Origin of the sequence: Ottowia sp. oral taxon 894, from assembly GCF_001262075.1 — a bacterium.
Classification (GTDB): Bacteria; Pseudomonadota; Gammaproteobacteria; order Burkholderiales; family Burkholderiaceae_C; genus Ottowia; species Ottowia massiliensis.
Genome location: NZ_CP012073.1, coordinates 855,111 through 874,434, shown reverse-complemented (window position 1 = coordinate 874,434; position 19,324 = coordinate 855,111). Strand labels below are relative to the sequence as shown.

Annotated in this window: 18 protein-coding genes and 1 pseudogene; 7 read left to right on the top strand and 12 right to left on the bottom strand. The window is 65.0% G+C overall.

Going from position 1 to position 19,324, the window contains the following annotated elements; all coding sequences use genetic code 11:
- Nucleotides 1-69 precede the first annotated feature (69 nt).
- The 6 genes and pseudogenes from ADJ79_RS03735 to lysM all read right to left on the bottom strand — a co-directional run bounded on the left by ADJ79_RS03735 (nucleotide 70) and on the right by lysM (nucleotide 4,610).
- The gene (locus ADJ79_RS03735; RefSeq protein ID WP_050714850.1) at nucleotides 70-1,284 is read right to left on the bottom strand and encodes a site-specific integrase; all 1,215 of its coding nucleotides are present in this window, start codon (nucleotides 1,282-1,284) and stop codon (nucleotides 70-72) included.
- Nucleotides 1,285-1,509: 225 nt separating this feature from the next.
- Complete coding sequence (locus tag ADJ79_RS03730; protein ID WP_050714849.1) at nucleotides 1,510-1,791, bottom strand: DUF3567 domain-containing protein; 282 nt, start codon at nucleotides 1,789-1,791, stop codon at nucleotides 1,510-1,512.
- A 134-nt stretch (nucleotides 1,792-1,925) separates the two neighbouring features.
- Entirely contained in the window at nucleotides 1,926-3,146 is a 1,221-nt protein-coding gene (locus ADJ79_RS03725) for a hypothetical protein (protein WP_050714848.1), read from the bottom strand.
- A gap of 377 nt (nucleotides 3,147-3,523) precedes the next feature.
- Complete coding sequence (locus ADJ79_RS13025) at nucleotides 3,524-3,868, bottom strand: transposase (RefSeq protein WP_082202887.1); 345 nt, start codon at nucleotides 3,866-3,868, stop codon at nucleotides 3,524-3,526.
- A pseudogene (locus tag ADJ79_RS13020) lies at nucleotides 3,835-4,005 on the bottom strand (transposase); the annotation flags it as partial. The pseudogene ADJ79_RS13020 and the gene ADJ79_RS13025, both read right to left, overlap by 34 nt.
- A gap of 119 nt (nucleotides 4,006-4,124) precedes the next feature.
- Nucleotides 4,125-4,610 (bottom strand): peptidoglycan-binding protein LysM, encoded by a 486-nt coding sequence (gene lysM / locus ADJ79_RS03715; protein WP_050714846.1) that lies wholly within the window; start codon nucleotides 4,608-4,610, stop codon nucleotides 4,125-4,127.
- Nucleotides 4,611-4,677: 67 nt separating this feature from the next.
- On the opposite strand from lysM, the gene ADJ79_RS03710 reads away from it, so the two are divergent.
- Entirely contained in the window at nucleotides 4,678-5,484 is an 807-nt protein-coding gene (locus ADJ79_RS03710) for a type III pantothenate kinase (protein WP_050714845.1), read from the top strand.
- A 107-nt stretch (nucleotides 5,485-5,591) separates the two neighbouring features.
- Here ADJ79_RS03710 and bamE read toward each other — a convergent pair whose 3' ends face one another.
- Nucleotides 5,592-6,170: an outer membrane protein assembly factor BamE gene (bamE, locus tag ADJ79_RS03705; RefSeq protein ID WP_050714844.1), complete on the bottom strand. Its 579-nt coding sequence runs from the start codon at nucleotides 6,168-6,170 to the stop codon at nucleotides 5,592-5,594.
- A gap of 86 nt (nucleotides 6,171-6,256) precedes the next feature.
- Here bamE and ADJ79_RS03700 point away from each other — a divergent pair, with 86 nt between their 5' ends.
- The 5 genes from ADJ79_RS03700 to lspA all read left to right on the top strand — a co-directional run bounded on the left by ADJ79_RS03700 (nucleotide 6,257) and on the right by lspA (nucleotide 12,826).
- Complete coding sequence (locus tag ADJ79_RS03700) at nucleotides 6,257-7,204, top strand: alpha/beta fold hydrolase (protein ID WP_050716381.1); 948 nt, start codon at nucleotides 6,257-6,259, stop codon at nucleotides 7,202-7,204.
- Nucleotides 7,201-8,256, top strand: a complete 1,056-nt coding sequence (locus tag ADJ79_RS03695; RefSeq protein ID WP_050714843.1) for a bifunctional riboflavin kinase/FAD synthetase — start codon at nucleotides 7,201-7,203, stop codon at nucleotides 8,254-8,256. The genes ADJ79_RS03700 and ADJ79_RS03695 overlap by 4 nt, the downstream gene beginning before the upstream one ends.
- A gap of 162 nt (nucleotides 8,257-8,418) precedes the next feature.
- On the top strand, nucleotides 8,419-11,301 hold the full coding sequence (gene ileS / locus ADJ79_RS03690) for an isoleucine--tRNA ligase (protein WP_050716380.1): 2,883 nt from the start codon (nucleotides 8,419-8,421) through the stop codon (nucleotides 11,299-11,301).
- Nucleotides 11,302-11,609: 308 nt separating this feature from the next.
- Entirely contained in the window at nucleotides 11,610-12,320 is a 711-nt protein-coding gene (locus tag ADJ79_RS03685) for a DUF3800 domain-containing protein (protein WP_050714842.1), read from the top strand.
- Nucleotides 12,317-12,826: a signal peptidase II gene (gene lspA / locus ADJ79_RS03680; protein ID WP_050714841.1), complete on the top strand. Its 510-nt coding sequence runs from the start codon at nucleotides 12,317-12,319 to the stop codon at nucleotides 12,824-12,826. Before ADJ79_RS03685 ends, lspA begins: the two co-directional genes overlap by 4 nt.
- An 18-nt stretch (nucleotides 12,827-12,844) precedes the next feature.
- On the opposite strand, the gene ADJ79_RS03675 is transcribed toward lspA, so the two are convergent.
- Nucleotides 12,845-13,561: a TetR/AcrR family transcriptional regulator gene (locus tag ADJ79_RS03675; RefSeq protein ID WP_050714840.1), complete on the bottom strand. Its 717-nt coding sequence runs from the start codon at nucleotides 13,559-13,561 to the stop codon at nucleotides 12,845-12,847.
- 251 nt (nucleotides 13,562-13,812) lie between these two features.
- Between ADJ79_RS03675 and ADJ79_RS03670 the strand changes: the two genes are divergently transcribed.
- Entirely contained in the window at nucleotides 13,813-16,011 is a 2,199-nt protein-coding gene (locus ADJ79_RS03670) for a TonB-dependent siderophore receptor (RefSeq protein ID WP_050714839.1), read from the top strand.
- 275 nt (nucleotides 16,012-16,286) lie between these two features.
- Here the strand turns inward: ADJ79_RS03670 and ADJ79_RS03665 are convergent, their stop codons facing one another.
- The 4 genes from ADJ79_RS03665 to ADJ79_RS03655 all read right to left on the bottom strand — a co-directional run bounded on the left by ADJ79_RS03665 (nucleotide 16,287) and on the right by ADJ79_RS03655 (nucleotide 19,279).
- Nucleotides 16,287-16,559 carry a hypothetical protein gene (locus ADJ79_RS03665; protein ID WP_156304008.1) on the bottom strand — a complete coding sequence of 91 codons (273 nt, stop codon included), beginning with the start codon at nucleotides 16,557-16,559 and terminating at the stop codon, nucleotides 16,287-16,289.
- Nucleotides 16,535-16,954 (bottom strand): hypothetical protein, encoded by a 420-nt coding sequence (locus ADJ79_RS13970; protein ID WP_156304007.1) that lies wholly within the window; start codon nucleotides 16,952-16,954, stop codon nucleotides 16,535-16,537. Before ADJ79_RS13970 ends, ADJ79_RS03665 begins: the two co-directional genes overlap by 25 nt.
- Complete coding sequence (locus tag ADJ79_RS03660; protein WP_050714837.1) at nucleotides 16,955-17,524, bottom strand: pesticin C-terminus-like muramidase; 570 nt, start codon at nucleotides 17,522-17,524, stop codon at nucleotides 16,955-16,957.
- Nucleotides 17,525-17,965: 441 nt separating this feature from the next.
- A complete protein-coding gene (locus ADJ79_RS03655) occupies nucleotides 17,966-19,279 on the bottom strand; it encodes a dihydroorotase (RefSeq protein WP_050714836.1) in 1,314 nt (437 codons plus the stop codon).
- Nucleotides 19,280-19,324 lie beyond the last annotated feature (45 nt).

The window sequence follows — 19,324 nt, the reverse complement described above, 5'->3', positions numbered from 1 at the left end:
GCGGCATGCCCGATTGGCGTGACAGCGACACGACAACCGGGGCGGGAAAGGCGGGATGGTAGCCGCCGGTCACGCCGTGGCTTCCGTAGGGCGCGACGCGCCAGTGATTGCCAACCGCCGACTCGCCACCAGATCGGCCGCATCCCGCACCGGCTTGTCCTCGGTGTGGACGTAGTGCATGAACATCGCCACGGTTTTGTGGCCCGTCAGCGCCATGCCTACCTTGGTCGGCACGCCCGAATTGGCAATGTCGGTCGCGGCGCGGTGGCGAATGCCATGCGTGCCGATATGGGGCACGCCAGCAGCCTTGAGCACCCGACACCAACCGCCGTAATACTCGCCGTGGGTCAGATGCTTGGCCGGATCGTTGGGCGATGGCAGGACGTAGGGGCAGCCTTCCCGGCGCGGAGCTGTCGAAAGCAGCCGATGGGCTTCCTTGCTCATGGGTTTGGAAATGCCGCCGGTCTTGCTGTCGGGCCACACCACGCGCCGCCTCTCGAAGTCCAGCCAATCCCATTCGAGTGGGCAGATTTCGGAGCGACGGCCGGAGAACTCGAATTGCAGGCGGATCGCCAGCGGGATGACGTAGTTCTCGGTTTTTTCCAGTTCCAACTCTCCCGCCTCCATCTTCTCCAGGTAGCGAAAGAGCAGCACCAGTTCATCATCCACGATCAGCCGGGTTTCCTTGCCGGGCGGGTACATCGGAACGTGGCGGCACGGATTCGTGCCGTCCGGGCGCAATCCCCACACTTCGGCCAGGTTGAACATCTTGCGCAGCACACCGAAGGTGCGATTTGCCTCGGCTGGCTTGTAGGCCAGCTTCTTCATCAGCGCGGCCACGTCCGGGCGCTTCACGTCCTGCACCTTCATCCGGCCCATGATGGGGATGATGCAGCGGTCGATGACGCCCTGATAGCCGCGCTGGGTGCTGGGCTTGTTGCGCTTCTTGGAGTAGTCCTCCATGAAGGTGGCGCAATACTCCTTCATGGTCGGGGCTTTGCGGGCGGCGGCCTTGGCCGCGCTCGGATCGCCGCCCTTGCGCACTTCGGCCAGCCACTCCTGCGCCATGAAGCGGGCCTGCTCGACGGTCAGTTCCCCAAACTGGCCCAAGGCTGGCTTGCGGCGCTCGCCAGCGTTCGTGCGGTACTGGAGCATGAACACCCGGCGGCCCGCCGGAGTAATCTTGCACAGGAAGCCGGGCACCACGGTATCCCGCAGTTCGACGGCCTTGGCTTGGGGTTGTGCCGATTCCACGGCGGTCTTGGTGAGCTTGATTTTTGCCATGATGACTCCTCGGAAACCCCGGTTTCCAAGAGCCGCATGGGAGCCGCGCGAGGGAAAACCGGGTCAAGTTTCGGAAAGCACCGGCATATGTTGAACTCGCCTAAGTTATTGATAAACCTGCTGTAGCAGGCTTCGGCGCAGTCCAGCGAAGTGCCGGGCTGGAGTCATGCTGAAACAAAAAAACGCCTCGGCGAGGCGTTTTTTTGTGGCGGGCGGACGCCCGGCTCAATGCACGATCACCGGGTTCTGCGCCAACTCGGCGTAACCCTCCAACGCATCTTCCACCTCTTCCTGCGTGGGCGTTCTCTCCTGCCAGGCTTCAATGCGCTGCTGGAACATCTCGGCCCACAGCCCGTCCAGATACAGCTCCTTGCCCGAGCGCTTGTCCACAATCTCGAAGCCGTGGCGGGCCAGCCGGGGGGCATCCTCGGGCAGGCTGCCGTCGTGCGGCACGTCTGACAGCAGGTGCAGCACGGCAAAGGATTCAGAGTCGTAAAGAGTGCGCATCGTGGTTCCTTGAAACGGTCCGAGTATGGGGCCTTGAGCGCCTGTCTGCGGCCAGACAGTGCAGGCAAGGGCCTCTACATGCCCGCTGCGCGGCTGTTTTTCAATGCCCCGCCCGCGCTTGAAGGCGCGGCCGCTCAACCGCCCGCCTTGCCGCTGGCCGCCTTGCGCTCGCTCAGAGGCAGCCAGCCGGCGGGCGCGGTTTCGGGCTGGCCCGCTTCGCGCAGGCGCTGGCGCATGACTTCGGCTTCAGGGCGCAGCAGCGTGGCGCGCAAGTCGTATTTGTATGAATAGGCGGGCAGCCAGCCTTCCATCAGCCAGCGGCGCTGGCGCAGCTCTTCTTTCCAGCGGGCCTGTTGCGGCTCGCCTTCGGTGAGCTGAACCAGCAGGAAAAGCGCTACCGTCTGGCGCAGCACGAGATTGTCCGGCTCGGCAGCCACGCGGGCGGCAATGGCGCGGCACTGCTGCTGGCGCAAGGGCGTGGTAGCGGCGGCAGGCGGCTTGCGGCCAGCCGGGCCGGTTTGTCCGCACATCTGCCGCATCTCCATGATGCCGTGGTAGGGCACGGCGGCCCACAAGCCCACGGCGTAGGTGTCTGAAACGCGCTCCTTTTCGCTCAGGGTCAAGAAGGAGTCCGGCAGGAACAGGCCCGCCAGTTCAAGCTGTTTGGGCGGCTCGGGCCAGGCCACATTCTGAAACGCTTCTTGCAGCAGCGGCCCCAGGCGGCGTTCGTAAAAGAGCGCCCTCGGGGCCTCGGCGGCGCGTTGCAGGGCCTGCTCGCGCCCGGCGCTGCCTTCGGGGTGCAGCGCGGCCAGTGCCAGCCAGGGCGCGGCGTTGTCAGGTTCCTGCTGCGCCAGGCGCTCCAGCAGCGCTTGCGGGTCGCAATCGGCCTGAAGGCTGCGAAATTCACCGGGCTGCGCAGCGGCGCCCGGCTTGTCAGCAGGCGCTTTCTTGCCAGCGCACAGGCCTTGCGACAGCCACAGCGCTACAGGCTCGGCTGGCTGGCCCTCGCGCACGGCCTGCTGGTAGAACTGGCGCTGCTTTTCTCTGTCGCTGGCGGACTGGCTCTGGTCCGGCGGGTCGGCGTCAATGGCGCGCATCACATACATCGCCATGAGCTGGCTGCGCGAGTCGCCGCGCGCAGCCAGCGCCTTGGCGTGCTCGCGCAGGGCCTGGGCGGCTTCGCGCGACCACTGCGCATAGGCCTGCTCCAGCGCGCTTTCATCAATGGCAGCGCATTCGGCAGGTTCAGCCGACAGGGCAGGCGCGGCGCAGGCCCCTGCGGCCAGGCTCGCCAGCAGGCCGCCCAGCAGCCAGCGTGCGGCAGATTGAGAAAAAGCAAGGCGGAGAGCGGACATGGCATTTCCTTTCTTGGGTTCGGCCCCGCATTGTGAAATGCGGCCACAGCGCAAGGCAAGCCGGATGCAGCCCGGCGGCCCCGGACGAAGCCCGAAAAGCGCCTGCGCGAAGGCCGCTCCCGCTTTTTGAAACCGCTGGGCAAAGAAGCTTATTTGCTCCTGTATAAATAGCGATTTGTCCTAGTGAAAACTAGCGCAGAAAGGCATTTTTGATACCTTTAATCTGCTCCTGTTTCTGATGATCTCTAGCAGACAATTTCGCCCTGAGAGACTGTTCTCAAAACTATCCCAAAAGCCTGGCCACGCGCCGAATGCAAGCAATCTTGACGAATGCTTCGGCTGAAGCCACGCTGACCTCGTAGTCCTTGCTCATTCTTCTAGAGCATGTTCCAGCCAAACATGCTCAGCGCCCAATTGATCAGGCTGCCCGAGTAGCTGCCATCGACAAAGATGGTCTTCAGACTCTCAAAGTACAAGAACAGCCTGATCAGCAAAGCCCAGGCTCCTGCCCGGTCTTGAATGCCAGCCGAGTGCACCACCACGGCCAGCAGCAGCACCATTGTGTCTGAGGCTATGTGGCGCTTGTGCCCTTTGACTCTTTTGCCTGCGTCATATCCGTGCTGCCCTCTTTTGAGACGGTCTTGAGCGATTGGGAGTCGATGATGGCCACGCTGGGCTTGACGCGTACTTACTGGCGCAGCAGCGCCAGCAGCGCATCCCATACGCCGCGCTGACGCCAGCGGGCAAAGGTGTTGTAGACCTGTTTGCAGGGCGGGTAGTCCTTGGGCAGTGCGTGCCACTGGCAACCCGTGGCTTGCACATGGAAGATGGCGTTGATCATGTCCCGGGCGCTGCGTACCCGGGGTCTGCCTGCGCGTTACCTGCCGGAAAGCGCTTTTGCACCTCACTGTTCGTCGGTCATGTCACTTGGATACATGACGATCGTTTGCCGTAAATTCTCTCTTTGAGGACAGGCGCTTAGAGCGGCGGAATGCGCAGTTTCTGGCCGGGGTAGATTTTGTCGGGATGGGTAAGCATGGGTTTGTTGGCCTCGAAGATCACCGGGTATTTGCTGGCGTCGCCGTAGTATTTCTTGGCAATGGCTGAGAGGGTGTCGCCCTTGACCACGTCATGAAATTGCGAGGGCTTTTCCTGCGGGAACTGCAAACCGTTTTCCACGCTGCTGACGCTGCCGACGTTGCCTGCCGCCAAGGCGGCCTTTTCTGCGGCGGCCTGGCTGGGAGCCTGGCCCGTGAGGGTGACTTTGCCGCTGGCGCCGTCAAAGCGGACGGCCAGGTCCGTCAGGCCCAGGCTTTGCTGCTCAATGTAGGTTTTGATGGCGGCGCTTGCCTTGGCATTGAGATCGTCCAGGGTGGCCGTGTTGTTCGCAGCCTTGGCTTCTTCGACTTCCTTGCTGCCGAACAGTTTTTCGCCAGCGTCCTTGATGAAGCTGAACAGTCCCATATCAGTGCTCCTTTGCTTGGGGTGAGAGAAGCGGGCATTGTGCCTTGCGCCGCTACCATCGCGGCCCATGAGTTTTTTGGCCATTGATGTAGGCAACACGCGTCTGAAGTGGACGCTGTATGAGCGCCCGGCCCCGGGCGCGCAGGCGCTGGCGCGCGGCGTGGAATTTCTGGAGCAGATCGACCGCCTGGCTGACACCGGCTGGGCGGGCCTGCCGGAGCCGCAGTCCATGCTGGGCTGCATCGTGGCCGGGCAGGCCATACGCCACCGCGTGCATGAGCAGATGGAAATCTGGAGCGTGGAGCCGCACTGGGTGGTGGCCAGCAGCGCCGAGGCGGGTCTGATCAATGGCTATGACTACCCTGCGCGGCTGGGGGCTGACCGCTGGGTGGCCATGATCGGCGCGCGCCACCATGTGCTGGCCCGGGAAGGCCGGGCGCGCCCCATTTTGCTGGTGATGGTGGGCACGGCCGTGACGGTGGAAGCCATTGACGCCGAAGGCCGCTTTCTGGGCGGCCTGATCCTGCCGGGCCACGGCATCATGCTGCGCGCGCTGGAATCGGGCACGGCCGGCCTGCACGTGCCCACGGGCGAAGTGTGCGAATTTCCCACCAATACCAGCGACGGGCTGACCAGCGGCGGCACCTACGCCATCGCAGGCGCTTGCGAGCGCATGGCGCAGCACCTGCGCGCGCGCTGCGGGGAAGAACCCGCTTGCATCATGACGGGCGGCGCAGGCTGGAAGATGCTGCCCAGCATGGCGCGCCCCTACGAGTTGGTGGAAAGCCTGATCTTCGATGGCCTGCTGGTCATCGCCCAGGCGCGGGGCCTGGGCGCGGCGAACGGGGCTGCTGCCCGTTTGCTTCATTTTTGATAGCTGCCCGCGCTGATTCCACGGGGACTTGAGGCCGATTTGGCCCTGATTGGCAAGAGCGCAGGCGTTGCGCCCGGCCCCCGCGTTCCGGAACAGGCGTTCAGGCGTCAGCGCATGAGCACGCGCGCCAGCGTGCCGGGCGCGCCTGAAACTTCGCGCACTTTGCCAGCGGCGTTGAAATGCACTTGGTATTCCTCAAAGCTGCCCAGCCAGTAGCGCCAGGCGTCCGTGTCCAAAGCAGGGTTCTCGCTGCTGACCGGGTAGCCCAGCGCCATGATGACCTGCTCGCGCGTCATGCCCACGCGCACCCGGGCTGTGCGGATGGCCTCTTGCACTTTCTGCGGCCAGCGGGCCAGCGCCTTGGCCGGATCGGTTCTGACGATGTAGCGCTCGGTGAACTGGGCATCGTCCAGATCGCGGCTGTAGTCGTTGCCCAGGCGATAAGGCTCGCCCTTGATGGTGATGTGTACCCGGTAGCGGCCATGCCCGGTGATTTGCACGGGCGTGCCTGCCTGGATCAGCCGCGTGCCGTTGCCCGTGTAGTTGATGTCGCTGATCCAGTCGCCGCTGACCCGCATGGTGCAGCACAGCCAGCCGCTATAGACCGGCTGGGCCTGCGCCGGAGCGCAAAAAGCCGCCGCGCAGGCCAGGGCGGCGGCGCGTGAAAGGCTTGCAAGGTGTGTCATGGTGGCCTCCTGTTTCAAATCGTGAACGGGTCGCATTTTGCATGCTCATCCAGGCGCGGCAAGGCCATGCCGGAAAATGGCCGCCCATGAACGCATCCGCTTACACCCCTTTGCGCCCGCTGCGCTCGCGCCACGTGGCGCTGCGGCACATCAGCATGCACTTGAGCGAATGGGGCGCGCCGCCGGGCGATGCGGACGCGCCGCTGCTGGTGCTGCTGCACGGGTGGATGGATGTGGGCGCGTCGTTCCAGTTCGTGGCCGATGCCTTCAGCGACGGTTTTGCGCGCTCGCGCCGCATGGTGGCGCCCGACTGGCGCGGCTTTGGCCTGACGCGCCAAAGCGGCCCGGTGGACCACTACACGATTGCCGATTGCCTGGGCGATCTGGACGCGCTGCTGACGCTGCTGGCGCCGGATGGCGCGCCGATCGATCTGGCGGGCCACAGCCTGGGCGGGCACATTGCCATGCTGTATGCGGGCGCGCGGCCGCAGCGCGTGCGGCGCGTGGTGAATCTGGAAGGCTTCGGCCTGCCCGCTGCGGCGCCCGGGCAGGCACCCGCGCGCATGGCGCAGTGGCTGGATGAGCTGGCCCGGCTGCATCAGGGCCAGGCGGGGCTGAAGCCTTATGCCAATGCCGCCGCCGTGGCCGAACGCCTGCGGCAAAACAACCCGCGCCTGCCCGCCGACAAGGCGCTGTGGCTGGCCGGACATTGGGCGCAGCCGGACGGGCAGGGCCTGTGGCGCGTGCTGGGCGATCCGGCGCACAAGGTCATCAGCCCTTACCTTTTCCGGCTGGAGGAGACGCTGGCGGCCTATCGCGCCATCACTGCGCCCGTGCTGGCCGCGCACGCGCTGGATGAAAAGGGGCGCGACAGCCTGGGCCTGCTCTGGCGCGGCCAGTACACGCTGGCCGAATACCTGGAGCGCATGCGCAGCGTGCCCGATTGCCGCATTGAGGCCGTGCAGGGCGCGGGCCACATGCTGCACCACGACCAGCCGCAGGCCGTGGCGCGGCTGATGGAGTCCTTTCTATGAAGATTTTTCGCGGGCTGCGCCATCCGGGCATTGCGCCGGGCTGCGCGCTCACCATTGGCAATTTCGACGGCGTGCACCGGGGCCATCAGGCCATGCTGGCGCGCCTGTGCAGCGAGGCGGCGCAGCGCGGCGTGCCCAGTTGCGTGCTGACTTTCGAGCCGCACCCGCGCGACTGGTTTGCCGCCGCCACGGGGCAGCCTGATCTGGCGCCGCCGCGCATCAGCGCCTTGCGCGACAAGCTGGCCGAGCTGGCGCGCTGCGGGGTGAATCAGGCGGTGGTGTTGCCATTCAACGCGGCGCTGGCGGCGATGCCCGCGCAGGATTTCATTGACGACGTGCTGCTCAAGGGCCTGGGCGCGCGCCATGTGCTGGTGGGCGACGACTTTCGCTTTGGCGCCAGGCGGGCAGGCGACTTCGCCTTGCTGCAAGCGGCGGGCGCGCGGCGCGGGTTTGACGTGGCGCGCATGCCCTCTTACGAAGTGCAGGGGCAGCGCGTGTCATCCACTGCCGTGCGCGAGGCGCTGGCGGCGGGCGACATGGCCGCCGCCGCCAGCCTGCTGGGGCGGCCCTGCGCCATCAGCGGGCATGTGGTGCATGGCCGCAAGCTGGGGCGCGCGCTGGCCGAGAGCGCGCCGGGGCGGCAAGACGGCTTTCGCACGCTGAACCTGCGCTTTTCGCGCCGCGCCTGTGCCTGGCAGCCGGCGGCCAGCGGCATTTTTGCCGTGCGGGTATCGGGGCTGGGCAGCGCGCCGCTGCCGGGCGTGGCCAATCTGGGCGTGCGCCCTTCGCTGGATGCGCACGACATCAACGGCGGCCGCGTGCTGCTGGAAACGCATGTGTTTGACTGGCCTGCCAGTCTCGGCCCCGAGGGGGGCTACGGTAAGATTATTTGCGTGGAACTCATCTGGAAACTGCACGAAGAAAAGCGCTATCACAGCCTGGCGGCACTGGCCGAAGGCATTGCGCGCGATGGCGCCCAGGCGCGCGCGTGGTTTGAGCGCCATCCAGCGGCAGCAGCGGCAGCGGCCCATCCGGCCACGGGCCGAATTTGAAGGGGCGGCGGGCCGTCCTGAAGACGCGGCCTGCCACTGGCCCCGCCCCGCTTCTCTCCCCCATCCGTTTCCCCTTTTCACTCATTTTTTGATAGCTGCCCGCGCTTGTGCGGCGGGCGCTGGCGGCCCTTTCAGGCCGGAAAAAACCTGACCCACTCCACCATGAGCAACGACAGCAAGCAAGCAAGCCAAGCCAAGAGCTACCGCGACACCCTGAACCTGCCCGACACGCCTTTTCCCATGCGGGGCGAACTGCCCAAACGCGAACCGGACTGGATTGCCAGCTGGGAAGGCAGCGAAAAAAGCGGCGGCCTGTACCAGCGCTTGCGCGCCGCGCGCTGCGGCCACCCCAAATTCGTTCTGCACGACGGCCCGCCCTACGCCAACGGCCAGCTTCACATGGGCCATGCCGTCAACAAGATTCTGAAAGACATGATCAACAAGGCGCGCATGCTCGATGGCTTTGACGCGCAATACGTGCCCGGCTGGGACTGCCACGGCCTGCCCATTGAAAACGCGGTGGAAAAAAAGTTTGGCCGCAAGCTGGGCCGCGACGAAATGCAGGCCCAAAGCCGCGCTTACGCCACGGCGCAAATCGCCCAGCAAAAGCAGGACTTCAAGCGCCTGGGCGTGCTGGGCGACTGGGACAACCCCTACCTGACCATGAACTTCGGCAACGAAGCCGACGAGCTGCGCGCCTTCAAGCGCGTGATCGAGCGCGGCTTTGTCTATCGCGGCCTCAAGCCCGTGTATTGGTGCTTTGACTGCGCGTCTTCGCTGGCCGAATTTGAAATCGAATACCAGGACAAGCAAAGCGGCACGCTGGATGTGGCCTTTGAGGCCGACAACCCGCAGGCGCTGGCCGCCGCCTTTGGCCTGGACAGCCTGCCCGGCCCCGCCTACGCCGTCATCTGGACCACCACGGCCTGGACGCTGCCCGCCAACCAGGCGCTCAACGCCAACCCCGATCTGGAATACGCGCTCGTCAGCACCCCGCGCGGCGTGCTCCTGCTGGGCCGCAAGCTGGTAGAGCAGGCGCTGGAGCGCTACGGCCTGAAGGGCGACATCATCGCCACCGCCAAAGGCCAGGCGCTGGCCGGGCTGGCCTTCCGCCACCCGCTGCATGACGCGGCCGACGCCGGCAGCGGCCCCTACAGCTACCGGCGCCTGTCGCCCGTGTATCTGGCCGACTACGTCAGCGACAGCGACGGCACCGGCATCGTCCACTCCGCGCCCGCCTACGGCGTGGACGACTACCAGTCCTGCATGGCCCACGGCATGCGCACGGACGACATCCTCAACCCCGTGCAGCCGCACGGCAGCTACGCGGACGAGCTGCCCCTGTTCGGCGGCCTCAATATCTGGAAAGCCTGCCCCGTCATCGTCGAGGCGCTGAACCAGGCCGGCCGCCTGCTGGCTTCCAGCCCGCTGCAACACAGCTACCCGCACTGCTGGCGGCACAAAACGCCCGTCATCTACCGCGCCGCCGCGCAATGGTTCATTCGCATGGACGAAGGCGAAGGCGTCTTCACCAAAGACAAGGCCCCCAAAACCCTGCGCCAGCTTGCGCTGGAAGCCATCGACCACACCAGCTTCTACCCCGAAAACGGGCGCGCCCGTCTGCGCGACATGATTGCGGGCCGGCCCGACTGGGTCATCAGCCGCCAGCGCGCCTGGGGCGTGCCCATTCCCTTTTTCCTGCACAAGGAAACGGGCGAGCTGCACCCGCGCACCATGCAAATCATCGACCAGGCCGCCGACATGATTGAAAAAGGCGGCGTCGAAGCCTGGAGCCGCGCCAGCGCCGAAGACATCCTCGGCCCGCAAGATGCGCCGCACTACGTCAAAAGCACAGACATCCTGGAAGTGTGGTTTGACTCCGGCTCCACCTTCTGGCACGTGCTGCGCGGCTCGCACCAGGCGCTGGCGCACGACAGCGGCCCCGAAGCCGACCTCTACCTGGAAGGGCACGACCAGCACCGGGGGTGGTTTCACTCCTCGCTGCTGCTTTCCTGCGCCATTCATGGCCGCGCGCCCTATCGCGGCCTGCTCACCCACGGCTTCACGGTGGACAGCCAGGGCCGCAAGATGAGCAAATCGCTGGGCAACGGCATCGACTTGCAGCAAGCCTTCAAAAAGTGGGGCGCAGAAATCATCCGCCTCTGGGTCGCCGCCAGCGACTACTCCGGCGACATCGCGGGCGACGACAAAATCATGGCCCGCGTGATCGACGGCTACCGCCGCATCCGCAACACCCTGCGCTTTTTGCTGGCCAACGTCAGCGACTTTGACGCGGAAAAAGACGCCGTGCCGTTTGAGCAGCTGACTGAAATCGACCGCTGGGCGCTCACGCGCGCCGCCGCGCTGCAAGCCGAATTCATCCAGCACTTTCGCGTGTATGAATTCCACCCCGTCGTCGCCAAGCTCCAGCTCTTTTGCTCCGAAGACCTGGGCGGCTTTTATCTCGACATCCTCAAAGACCGCCTCTACACCACCGCCGCCACGGGCCACGCCCGCCGCAGCGCGCAAACGGCGCTATGGCACATCACCCAGGCCATGCTGCGCTGGATGGCGCCCTTTTTGAGCTTCACCGCCGAAGAAGCCTGGCCCTTCATCGGCAAAACCGGCCAATCCATCTTCTTTGAAACCTTCCACAACCTGCCTGCGGGCGACGACGCCCTGCTGGCCAAATGGCAGCGCCTGCGCGAAATCCGCGACGTGGCCAACAAGGAAATCGAATCCCTGCGCGAAGCCGGGCAAATCGGCGCTTCCCTGCAAGCCGAAATCGCCGTCACCGCCGCGCCCGAAGACCACGCCCTGCTCGCCAGCCTGGGCGCGGAGCTGCCCTTTGTCTTCATCACCTCCAAAGCGCAATTGCAGCCCGGCAGCGCCCTGGGCGTGCAAGTGCGCCCCAGCGCCCACGCCAAATGCGAACGCTGCTGGCACTACGAGCCTGAAGTCAGCCCAACGCAAGCCATCTGCCAGCGCTGCGCCAGCAACATCAGCGGCGAAAGCGCACGGCAAGAGCAGCGCGCCTTTGTCTGAAGCGCTCCGGCAGCGCGGCGCTTCGCAATTCGCTACCGTCACTTTGGAAACAGGAGCAAATTCAGGTCCTCGAAAATGGCGTTTGCGCCCGTTTCACTAGGACATCTTGCTATGAAAGAAGGAGCTGAAATGCTTTATTCAATCTTCCGGCTCTTTCAGCGGCATGGCGTTCAACGGGGCCGGTAGAATCAGCGCCCTTCAGGGTCAGGAGCACCGCCTTTTCTGCGGGGCGTCGGGATTCAGCCCGCCTGCCCCTTCTTTTTTTGCGGGCCGCCATGCAGCGGCCCGCTTTCGTATCCCACTCCCGCATGTATCTGTTGTACCTGGACGAATCGGGCAACGACCCGCGCCTGCCCTGGTTCGTGCTGGCAGGCGTCAGCGTGCCAGAGCGGCAGGCCCACTGGATCGAGCAGGACCTCAATGACATCGCCGCGCGTTTCAGCGCCGATGAGCCTCACGCGGTGGAATTGCACGGCAATCCCATGCACAAGGGCAATGGCCGCTGGCGGCGCGTGGAACGCGCACGGAGAGAGCAGGCCATTGCCGACGCGTTGCATGCCGCCATCAGCCAGCGCCACGGATACGGCGTGCGCCTGTTTGCCGCCGTCATCCAGCGCGAAAAAACGCCCGCCGGCAAACAGCCCATTGACTTGGCCTTCGAGCAAATCAGCGCCCGCTTTGACCAGATGCTCACGCGCCTGAACCGCAAGGCGGCCATCCGCAAGCAGCCCGCGCAGCGCGGCCTCATTCTGTTTGACAAGGCCAGCAACGAACTCACCATTCAATCCATCGCGCGCGAATTCAAATACAGCGGCCACCAGTGGGGGCGCACCCGCAACTACGCGGAAGTCCCTTTCTTTTTGGACTCGGCCAGCTCGCGCCTCATTCAGCTGGCGGATCTGGTGGCCTACGCTGTCTATCAGCACTTCGCTCACCAGAACCCGCTTTATTTCCGGGCCATCAGCCGCTGCTTTGACTCTGACGGGCTGCGTGAACACGGCCTGTACACACTGCCTTGAAAAACGAATCAACCTCCCTGGCCTTCTGGCTCCTGCTGGCCGCGCTCGTCATCGTGCTGGACCAGTTCACCAAATGGCTCATCGTGGGCCATTACCGGCTGGGCGATGTCACGTCCGTCACCAGCTTTTTCAACGTCGTGCGCGCGCACAACACGGGCGCGGCCTTTTCCTTTCTGGCGCAGGCGGGCGGCTGGCAGCGCTGGCTGTTCACCGGGCTGGGGGCGGCGGCGGCGCTGTTCATCGTGGCCCTGCTGCGCGGGCATGGCGGGCAGCGCCTGTTTGCCTTTTCGCTCAGCATGATTCTGGGCGGGGCCATTGGCAACGTGATTGACCGCGTGGTCCACGGCTACGTGGTGGACTTTCTGGACTTTCACTGGCGTTTTCTGAACGGCCTGTTCCACCACGGCCACTTTCCGGCCTTCAACGTGGCCGACATGGCCATCACCGCTGGCGTGGCGGGCCTGCTGCTCGATGAGCTGCTGCGCGTGCTGCGGGGGCGCAAGTAGCGCGGGCGGCGGGCCAATTCAATCTGGCGGCGCGGCAGTGCGGCCCAGCCGCAGCAGCGCGCCGGCAATGAGCGCGCGCATGCCGCGCTCGAAATCGGCTTCGATCTCGGCCCTGTCCGCGCTGTTTTCCTGCGCGCTGGCGTGCGGCGCTTCAGGCGTGGCGCAGACGGTGTCGGCCACGGCGATGCAGTGAAAGGCCACCATCGCCAGCGTCTGGCGCGCGTCTTCCTTGGAGATGCCGAAAGCGCGCGCCACCTGGGCGTGGTGCTCGTCAATGCGCGCCGTCATGGCGGGCGTGGCGGCGGCGCGGCGGATGAGCCAGGGCGCCAGCCCCGGATACGCCCGGGCCAGTTCACGCAGCGAGTGGGTGAAGGCCAGCAGGTAGGCCTCCAGATCACCGCTTCCCTTGCCGCTTTCGCCCTTTTCGCCCTTTTCGCCCTTTTCGCCCTTTTCGCCCTTTTCGCCCTTTTCGCCGTCCGCGCCGCCGCCTTCTGCGCCCTCTTGCGGCAGCGGGGGCATTTGCCAGCGCTCAAAAATTTCGGCGGCCACCAGGCGCTTGAGTTCTTCCAGATTCGGCACGTGCTTGTAAAGCGCCACGTGGCTCACGCCCAGCGCGCTGGCCACGCCGGTGAAGGTAAGGGCGGGCAGGCCGATTTGCATGCCGGCTTCGGCAATGCGTTCGCGGGTCAGGGTGCGGGGGCGGCCCCGCGCGGGGGCTGGCGGCTCGTTGCTCATGGAATGCCTTCTTTGCTGGGCCATGCCGCTGCGGCATGGCGGGGCGGATTGTCCACGGCAGCTTGAGGCGCCTCGAAAAAAGGAGCGGATCCAGGCAGCGAAAAACAGCTTCCGCGCAGATTCCACCAGGACATCACGCTATGGATAAAGGATCGAAATCAGGCCCGTTTCGAGAATTAGTTTAATATGATGCAACTAAATCAGTCCGCAGCCCTGACGGGCTGCTTTCGTTCACGTTGCAGGAGCATCACATGAAGCCATTCCATTCCAAATCGACGCGGGGCAAAAGGGCGCTGCTGTCCGCCCTGGCGCTGGCGGCGGCGGCCGCATCGGCGCAGACGGCGCAAACAGCGCAAACAGCGCCAGCGGAGAACGCGAAGCAGCCCGCCACGCTGCCCGAGGTGAAAGTGCAGGAAACCGCCGCTGCGCCCGTTTACGCGGGCGGCCACGTGGCCACGCGCGCCCGCCTGGGCCTGCTGGGCGGCAAAGACTTCATGGAAACGCCGTTTTCCACCATCGCCTACACCGAAAGCTTCATGGAAGACAGCCAGGCGGGCGACGTGAGCGAAGTCATCGCCCGCAATGATCCGGCGGTGTTTGCCAGCGGCGCTCCGGGCGAGAGCAACGAGAGCTACACGATTCGCGGCCTGCCTTCGCTCGTGGCCGACGTGATGCTCAACGGCCTGCCGGGCATGGCCGCCTACTTCCGCAACGCGCCCGAGATGCTGGAGCGCGTGGAAGTGCTCAAGGGGCCATCGGCCCTGCTCAACGGCATGCCGCCCAAGGGCACCACGGGCGGCGCGGTCAATCTGGTTCCGAAGCGTGCGGGCAGCGAGCCGCTGGCGCGCGTCAAGGCCATTTACCAGTCGGACAGCCACTTCGGCAGCCATGTGGATGTGGGCCGCCGCCTGGGCGAACAGCAGCAGTTCGGCGTGCGCTTCAACGGCGTTTGGCGCAACGGCGAAACCGCCGTGAACACGCAGCGCAAGAAAGCCACGCTGGCCTCGCTGGGGCTGGACTGGCGCGGCGCGGGCGGGCGCGCCCGCGTCTCGGCCGACCTGTACCGCACGCAAGACCGCGTCAAGGGCATGACGCGCGGGCTGACGCTTGCGCCCGGCCTGGCCGTGCCCGCGCCGCCCCGGCCCGATGTGTCATGGAACCCGCCCTGGGCCTATTACGACAGCGTGGACAAAGGGGCCATGCTGCGCGGCGAGTTCGATTGGGGCCAAAACCTGACGGCCTGGGCCGCAGCGGGCGCCAGCCACACGGCGTTTGACACGCTCATGGGCATCGGGCAAGTCATCAACGCAGCGGGCGACATGCGCCTGAACTTCGGCGGCGTGGCCGACACGGCCCGAAGGCGCTCCGCCGAAGCGGGCCTCAAAGGCCGGCTGCACACGGGCGCCGTGGGCCACCAGCTCGCGCTCCAGCTCACGCACTACAGCGAAAACTACCGCCTCAACGGTGCCATGGGCCTGCTGCCCGGCGGCTGGACCACCAGCCTCTACCACCCCGCGTGGGGGCCGCAAGTGGCGCTGTCCAGCCCCGCCCCGGCCATCACCCGCACCGACACGCGCCTGTCCAGCATCGGCGCAGCCGACACGCTCTCCTTCATGCAAGAGCGCCTGCAAATCACGCTGGGCGCGCGCCGCCAGCAGGTGAAAAGCGCCACCTTCAGCGGCGCAAGCGGCGCGCGGCTGGGCGCGCGCTACAGCCAAAGCGCCACCACGCCCTCTGTCGCCATCCTCTACAAGGCCGGCAGCCGCATATCGCTCTACGCCAACTACGCAGAGGGCTTGAGCCAAGGGGCCATCGCGCCCGCCACCGCCGCCAACGCGGGCCAGGCTTTCCCGCCCTTCAAAACGCGGCAAAAAGAAGCGGGCCTCAAGCTCGACCTGGGCGAATTCGCGCACACCTTCAGCGTGTTTGAAATCAGGCGGCCCGGCAGCTACACCGACTTGCTCACCAACTTCTTCTCATTCGGCGGCATGCAGCGCAACCGGGGCGTGGAATGGGGCTTTTTCGGGCAAGCCCGGCCCGGCCTGCGCCTGATGGGCGGCCTGGCCTGGACGCAGGCTAAGGTGATTCACGCCGCCCAGGCCGCCCACGAAGGCCGCCAGGCTACGGGCGTGCCCAGGTGGCAGGCCAAGCTGGGCGTGGAATGGGACGCGGGCACGGCCTGGCCCGCCGCGCAGGGCCTGACGCTCACGGCCCATGCCGCCGCCGCATCGCGGCAATACCTCAGCGCGGACAACGCGCTGTCCATCCCCGGCCGCGCCGTCATCGACCTGGGCGCGCGCTACGCCACGCGCGTGGCGGGCCGCCCGCTCACCCTGCGCGCCACGCTGTCCAACGCGGCCAACCGCGCCTACTGGACCAAGCCCTACTTCGCCAGCCTGGCCATGGGCGAGCCGCGCACACTGCGGCTTTCGGCAACGATGGATTTCTGAACAGGACTGAATGCAGCAGGAGCTTTAGCTCCTCTATCCATAGCATTATGTCCTAGTGGAATGTGCGCGGACTGGTATTTTGACGTGCTCGAATTCGCTCCTGTTTTGGATGCAGGCTCCAGGGCAAAGAGCCATTCCCGGAGCCTGTTCGCAATCTGTCCGTGATGCGAAAAACGCAGAACCGGGCGCCCTGCGGCGTTTGCCAATCCTCGCCGGGCCGCAAGATCCGGCCGCGCCTTGCGCCCCGCTCCGGTCCGCGCTTTCACGGCCCCAGCTCACCGCCCAGACGGTTTCTTTGCGGCCGGAACGCGGAAATCGCCATCCCAGGTTTTGACCGTGGAGCTGGTTCTTCTGAAAATCTGGACGATGCTGGTGAAATGCTCTTTCCCATCTTTCTCCTGCTTGCGGTACGTTGAATTAATCAGTATGTCGCGGCCGGCGAAATAAAAGGTATAGCCTGAGCCTGAACCTCCAGTGAAACTGACCATGTAGTTTTGCCGCTCCGGAGTGATGCCATAGGGCTTCAATAGCTTGCTGATGGCCGCCAAGTCATCATCGTCAGCGTCATAGATAATAACGCCGATATTTCTCTGTATGAGATTCTGCGGCATTCGCCGATGTTCATCCCTGCACCAGTGATACCAAGTTGTCTGGCGGCACATCGAGTCGGAAAATGGCGGATAAAACAGCATCTCGTGATTGCTTCTTTCCTCCCTGGTGTGCGGATAATATTCAAAAAATCGTCATGGCGTACGAAGGATATTTTCTGCCCTTCAAAGAAGGTTGAGTCCGATATTTCGGCATCGTCTGTCGGAGGGGGAATGCTTTTGACCATGACATAAGTGCCTTCCAGGCGTGGATAATAAAAATGCGCCTTCTTGCCCTTTGCGGCGGCGCCGCAGCACGCCAAGGCAAGCAGCATGGCCCAAAGCATTCGTTGCATTTACTTTGCCTCCTGTCCTTCAGGCTTTACCTTGTGTCTTTCTTCATGTATGCAAGACAGCCAGGCTTCAAGATAATCATGCTCCTTGTCGATTCGTTTTTCCTGCCCCGGATAATTGGCAGGAACCAGCTTGTCAAGCGCGTCCCGAACCAGGCCCAGAGAGAAAGATCGGGCGATGGATTGTGATGCTGCAGGTCTCAGGCTTCCGTTCTGCCATTTTCTCGAAAACAAAATGGTTTGCTCCTCAATGGCGAGTTCCTTGAAATCCCTGTGCTTTTTTATATCTGCTGTCAGATCTTTATATTCCCTGACAAGGTCTTTGAGCATTTCATTTTTCATTTCCGCGACAACCTGCTCCACTTCCTGCTTGCTCAGGCTCAGCGGTTTTTCCTTCAGCTTTTCTATGGCCTGGCCCCGGATCAGCCCCATGTAAGGCTCCAGCTTGGCTATCAGCTCTTGCTTGATGCCGAAATTGCGCAGTCGGTCTTTATAAGCTTCCGGGGCCTGCTGCCCCAGATCCACGCCCACGCCAATCGTGACGCCCGAGCGGTTGTTTTCGCCCTTGAGCATGTTGCGGCCATTGATTTCCTCTGTAGCCCTGTCAATGGAAATGGCCCCGTCCTTTGAAACCACCAGATCGGCGGGCCGCCAGGTAGAGCACGGCGTCCCAATCGGCGGAGTCTGGCCGGGCTGCTGATGGGAAATGAACGCCTGTCGCCGTGATGAAAAAACTCACTTTGGGTCAAGTGAAACGGGAGCGCACATCGTGGCTTTGCGGCAGGCGTTCGGCAGTAGAGCGCTTATATGCGCTTACATACTGGTAGTTGTATTTATTTTATGGCTGAACGCGCATCAAAAAAGGAGCAAATTCGAGGGGGCCGAAATGCCTCTCTGCGCTTTCTGCACTAGGACCCAATGCTATGAATGAAGGAGCGAAAACAGAGCGGCGGACGGCTTATCTCGCTTCATGCATTCACGGCCGCGTCTGCGGGCTGTCTTGCGGCCGGGTTTTCAGGCTTCAAACGCCACTTGCCCGCCGACCAGCGCGAAGCGCACCTGGCCTGTGGCTTCTTGCCGGGCAAAGGGCGTGGCTGCGCCCTGGCTGCGCAGTTGGGCGGGGTCGATGGGCCAGCGCGCTTGCGGGTTGAAGACGCACACGTCGGCCATGCCGCCTTCGGTGAGGCGGCCCAGGCTGGCTTGCAGCGAACCCAGGGCGGCGCCCAGCACGTGGGCCGGGCCGCTGGTGATGGCTTGCAGCGCGCGCCGCAGGCCGGGGCCGCCCGGGGCTTGCCCCCAGCGCAGGGCCAGGGGCAGCAGCAGCTCCAGGCCGGCGGCGCCGGGCTGGGCCTGGGCAAAGGGCAGGGTTTTGGCGTCGGCGGTGACGGGGGTGTGGTCGGAGACGAGCGCGTCGATCGTGCCGTCGGCCAGGGCGTCGGACAGCGCCTGGCGGTCGGCCGGCTGGCGCAGCGGCGGCAGCAGGCGGGCGGCGGAGTCGAAGTAGCCCAGGTCTTCGTCGCTCAGGTGCAGGGAGTTGATGCTGACGTCGGCGGTGATGTTCAGCCCTTCGGCCTTGGCCTGGCGCAGCAGCGCCACGCCTTTGGCGCTGGAGAGGCGGCAGATGTGCACGCGCGGGCTGCCCGCGTGGCCGGCGCCGAAGGCGCGCAGCAGCTCCAGCAGGGTTTGCAGGGCGATGGTTTCGGCGGCGGCGGGGATGCCGGCCAGGCCCATGCGGCTGGCGATGGCGCCGCTGGCGGCCACGCCCGCGCCCAGCCAGGCGTCTTGCGGGCGCAGCCAGACGGCGTAGCCGAAGGTGCTGGCGTATTGCAGGGCGCGGTGCAGCACTTGCGTGTTGATCAGGGGGGCGTCGGCCTGGCCGAAGGCGATGCAGCCGGCTTCGGTCAGTTCGGCCATTTCGGTGAGTTGCTCGCCGGCCAGGCCGCGCGTGAGCGCGCCCAGCGGCAGCACGCGCGATTGGTGCAGGCGCTCGGCGCGCATCTTGAGCATTTCAACCAGGCCCGGCTCGTCGAGCACGGGGTCGGTGTCGGGCGGGCAAACCAGGCTGGTGACGCCGCCTGCAATGGCCGCGCCCACTTCGCTTTCCAGCATGCGGGCGTGTTCGTTGCCCGGCTCGCCCAGGCGCGCGCACAGGTCGATCAGGCCGGGGACGACGATGCAGCCTGCGGCGTTCAGGCGCCGGTCGGGCGTGAAACTGCCGGGCGCTTTGCCGATGGCGACGATGCGGCCTGCGGCAATGGCGATGTCGGCCACTTCGTCGCGGCCGCTGGCCGGGTCAATCACACGGCCTTGTTCAATGAGAAGTTTCATGGTGCTGCGAAGAAAGAGGGGGTTGCGGGCGCTTCGGAGAGCCTG

Excerpts from the sequence above, each read along its gene's own strand:
- ADJ79_RS03735 (WP_050714850.1), bottom strand. The coding sequence starts at position 1,284 with ATGGCAAAAATCAAGCTCACCAAGACCGCCGTGGAATCGGCACAACCC.
- ADJ79_RS03685 (WP_050714842.1), top strand. The coding sequence starts at position 11,610 with ATGTATCTGTTGTACCTGGACGAATCGGGCAACGACCCGCGCCTGCCC.
- ADJ79_RS03655 (WP_050714836.1), bottom strand. The coding sequence starts at position 19,279 with ATGAAACTTCTCATTGAACAAGGCCGTGTGATTGACCCGGCCAGCGGC.
- ADJ79_RS03675 (WP_050714840.1), bottom strand. The coding sequence starts at position 13,561 with ATGAGCAACGAGCCGCCAGCCCCCGCGCGGGGCCGCCCCCGCACCCTG.
- ADJ79_RS03695 (WP_050714843.1), top strand. The coding sequence starts at position 7,201 with ATGAAGATTTTTCGCGGGCTGCGCCATCCGGGCATTGCGCCGGGCTGC.
- ADJ79_RS03660 (WP_050714837.1), bottom strand. The coding sequence starts at position 17,524 with ATGCTCAAGGGCGAAAACAACCGCTCGGGCGTCACGATTGGCGTGGGC.
- ADJ79_RS13970 (WP_156304007.1), bottom strand. The coding sequence starts at position 16,954 with ATGCAACGAATGCTTTGGGCCATGCTGCTTGCCTTGGCGTGCTGCGGC.
- ileS (WP_050716380.1), top strand. The coding sequence starts at position 8,419 with ATGAGCAACGACAGCAAGCAAGCAAGCCAAGCCAAGAGCTACCGCGAC.
- ADJ79_RS03725 (WP_050714848.1), bottom strand. The coding sequence starts at position 3,146 with ATGTCCGCTCTCCGCCTTGCTTTTTCTCAATCTGCCGCACGCTGGCTG.
- ADJ79_RS03730 (WP_050714849.1), bottom strand. The coding sequence starts at position 1,791 with ATGCGCACTCTTTACGACTCTGAATCCTTTGCCGTGCTGCACCTGCTG.
- bamE (WP_050714844.1), bottom strand. The coding sequence starts at position 6,170 with ATGACACACCTTGCAAGCCTTTCACGCGCCGCCGCCCTGGCCTGCGCG.
- ADJ79_RS13025 (WP_082202887.1), bottom strand. The coding sequence starts at position 3,868 with ATGGGATGCGCTGCTGGCGCTGCTGCGCCAGTAAGTACGCGTCAAGCC.
- ADJ79_RS03710 (WP_050714845.1), top strand. The coding sequence starts at position 4,678 with ATGAGTTTTTTGGCCATTGATGTAGGCAACACGCGTCTGAAGTGGACG.
- ADJ79_RS03700 (WP_050716381.1), top strand. The coding sequence starts at position 6,257 with ATGAACGCATCCGCTTACACCCCTTTGCGCCCGCTGCGCTCGCGCCAC.
- ADJ79_RS03670 (WP_050714839.1), top strand. The coding sequence starts at position 13,813 with ATGAAGCCATTCCATTCCAAATCGACGCGGGGCAAAAGGGCGCTGCTG.
- lysM (WP_050714846.1), bottom strand. The coding sequence starts at position 4,610 with ATGGGACTGTTCAGCTTCATCAAGGACGCTGGCGAAAAACTGTTCGGC.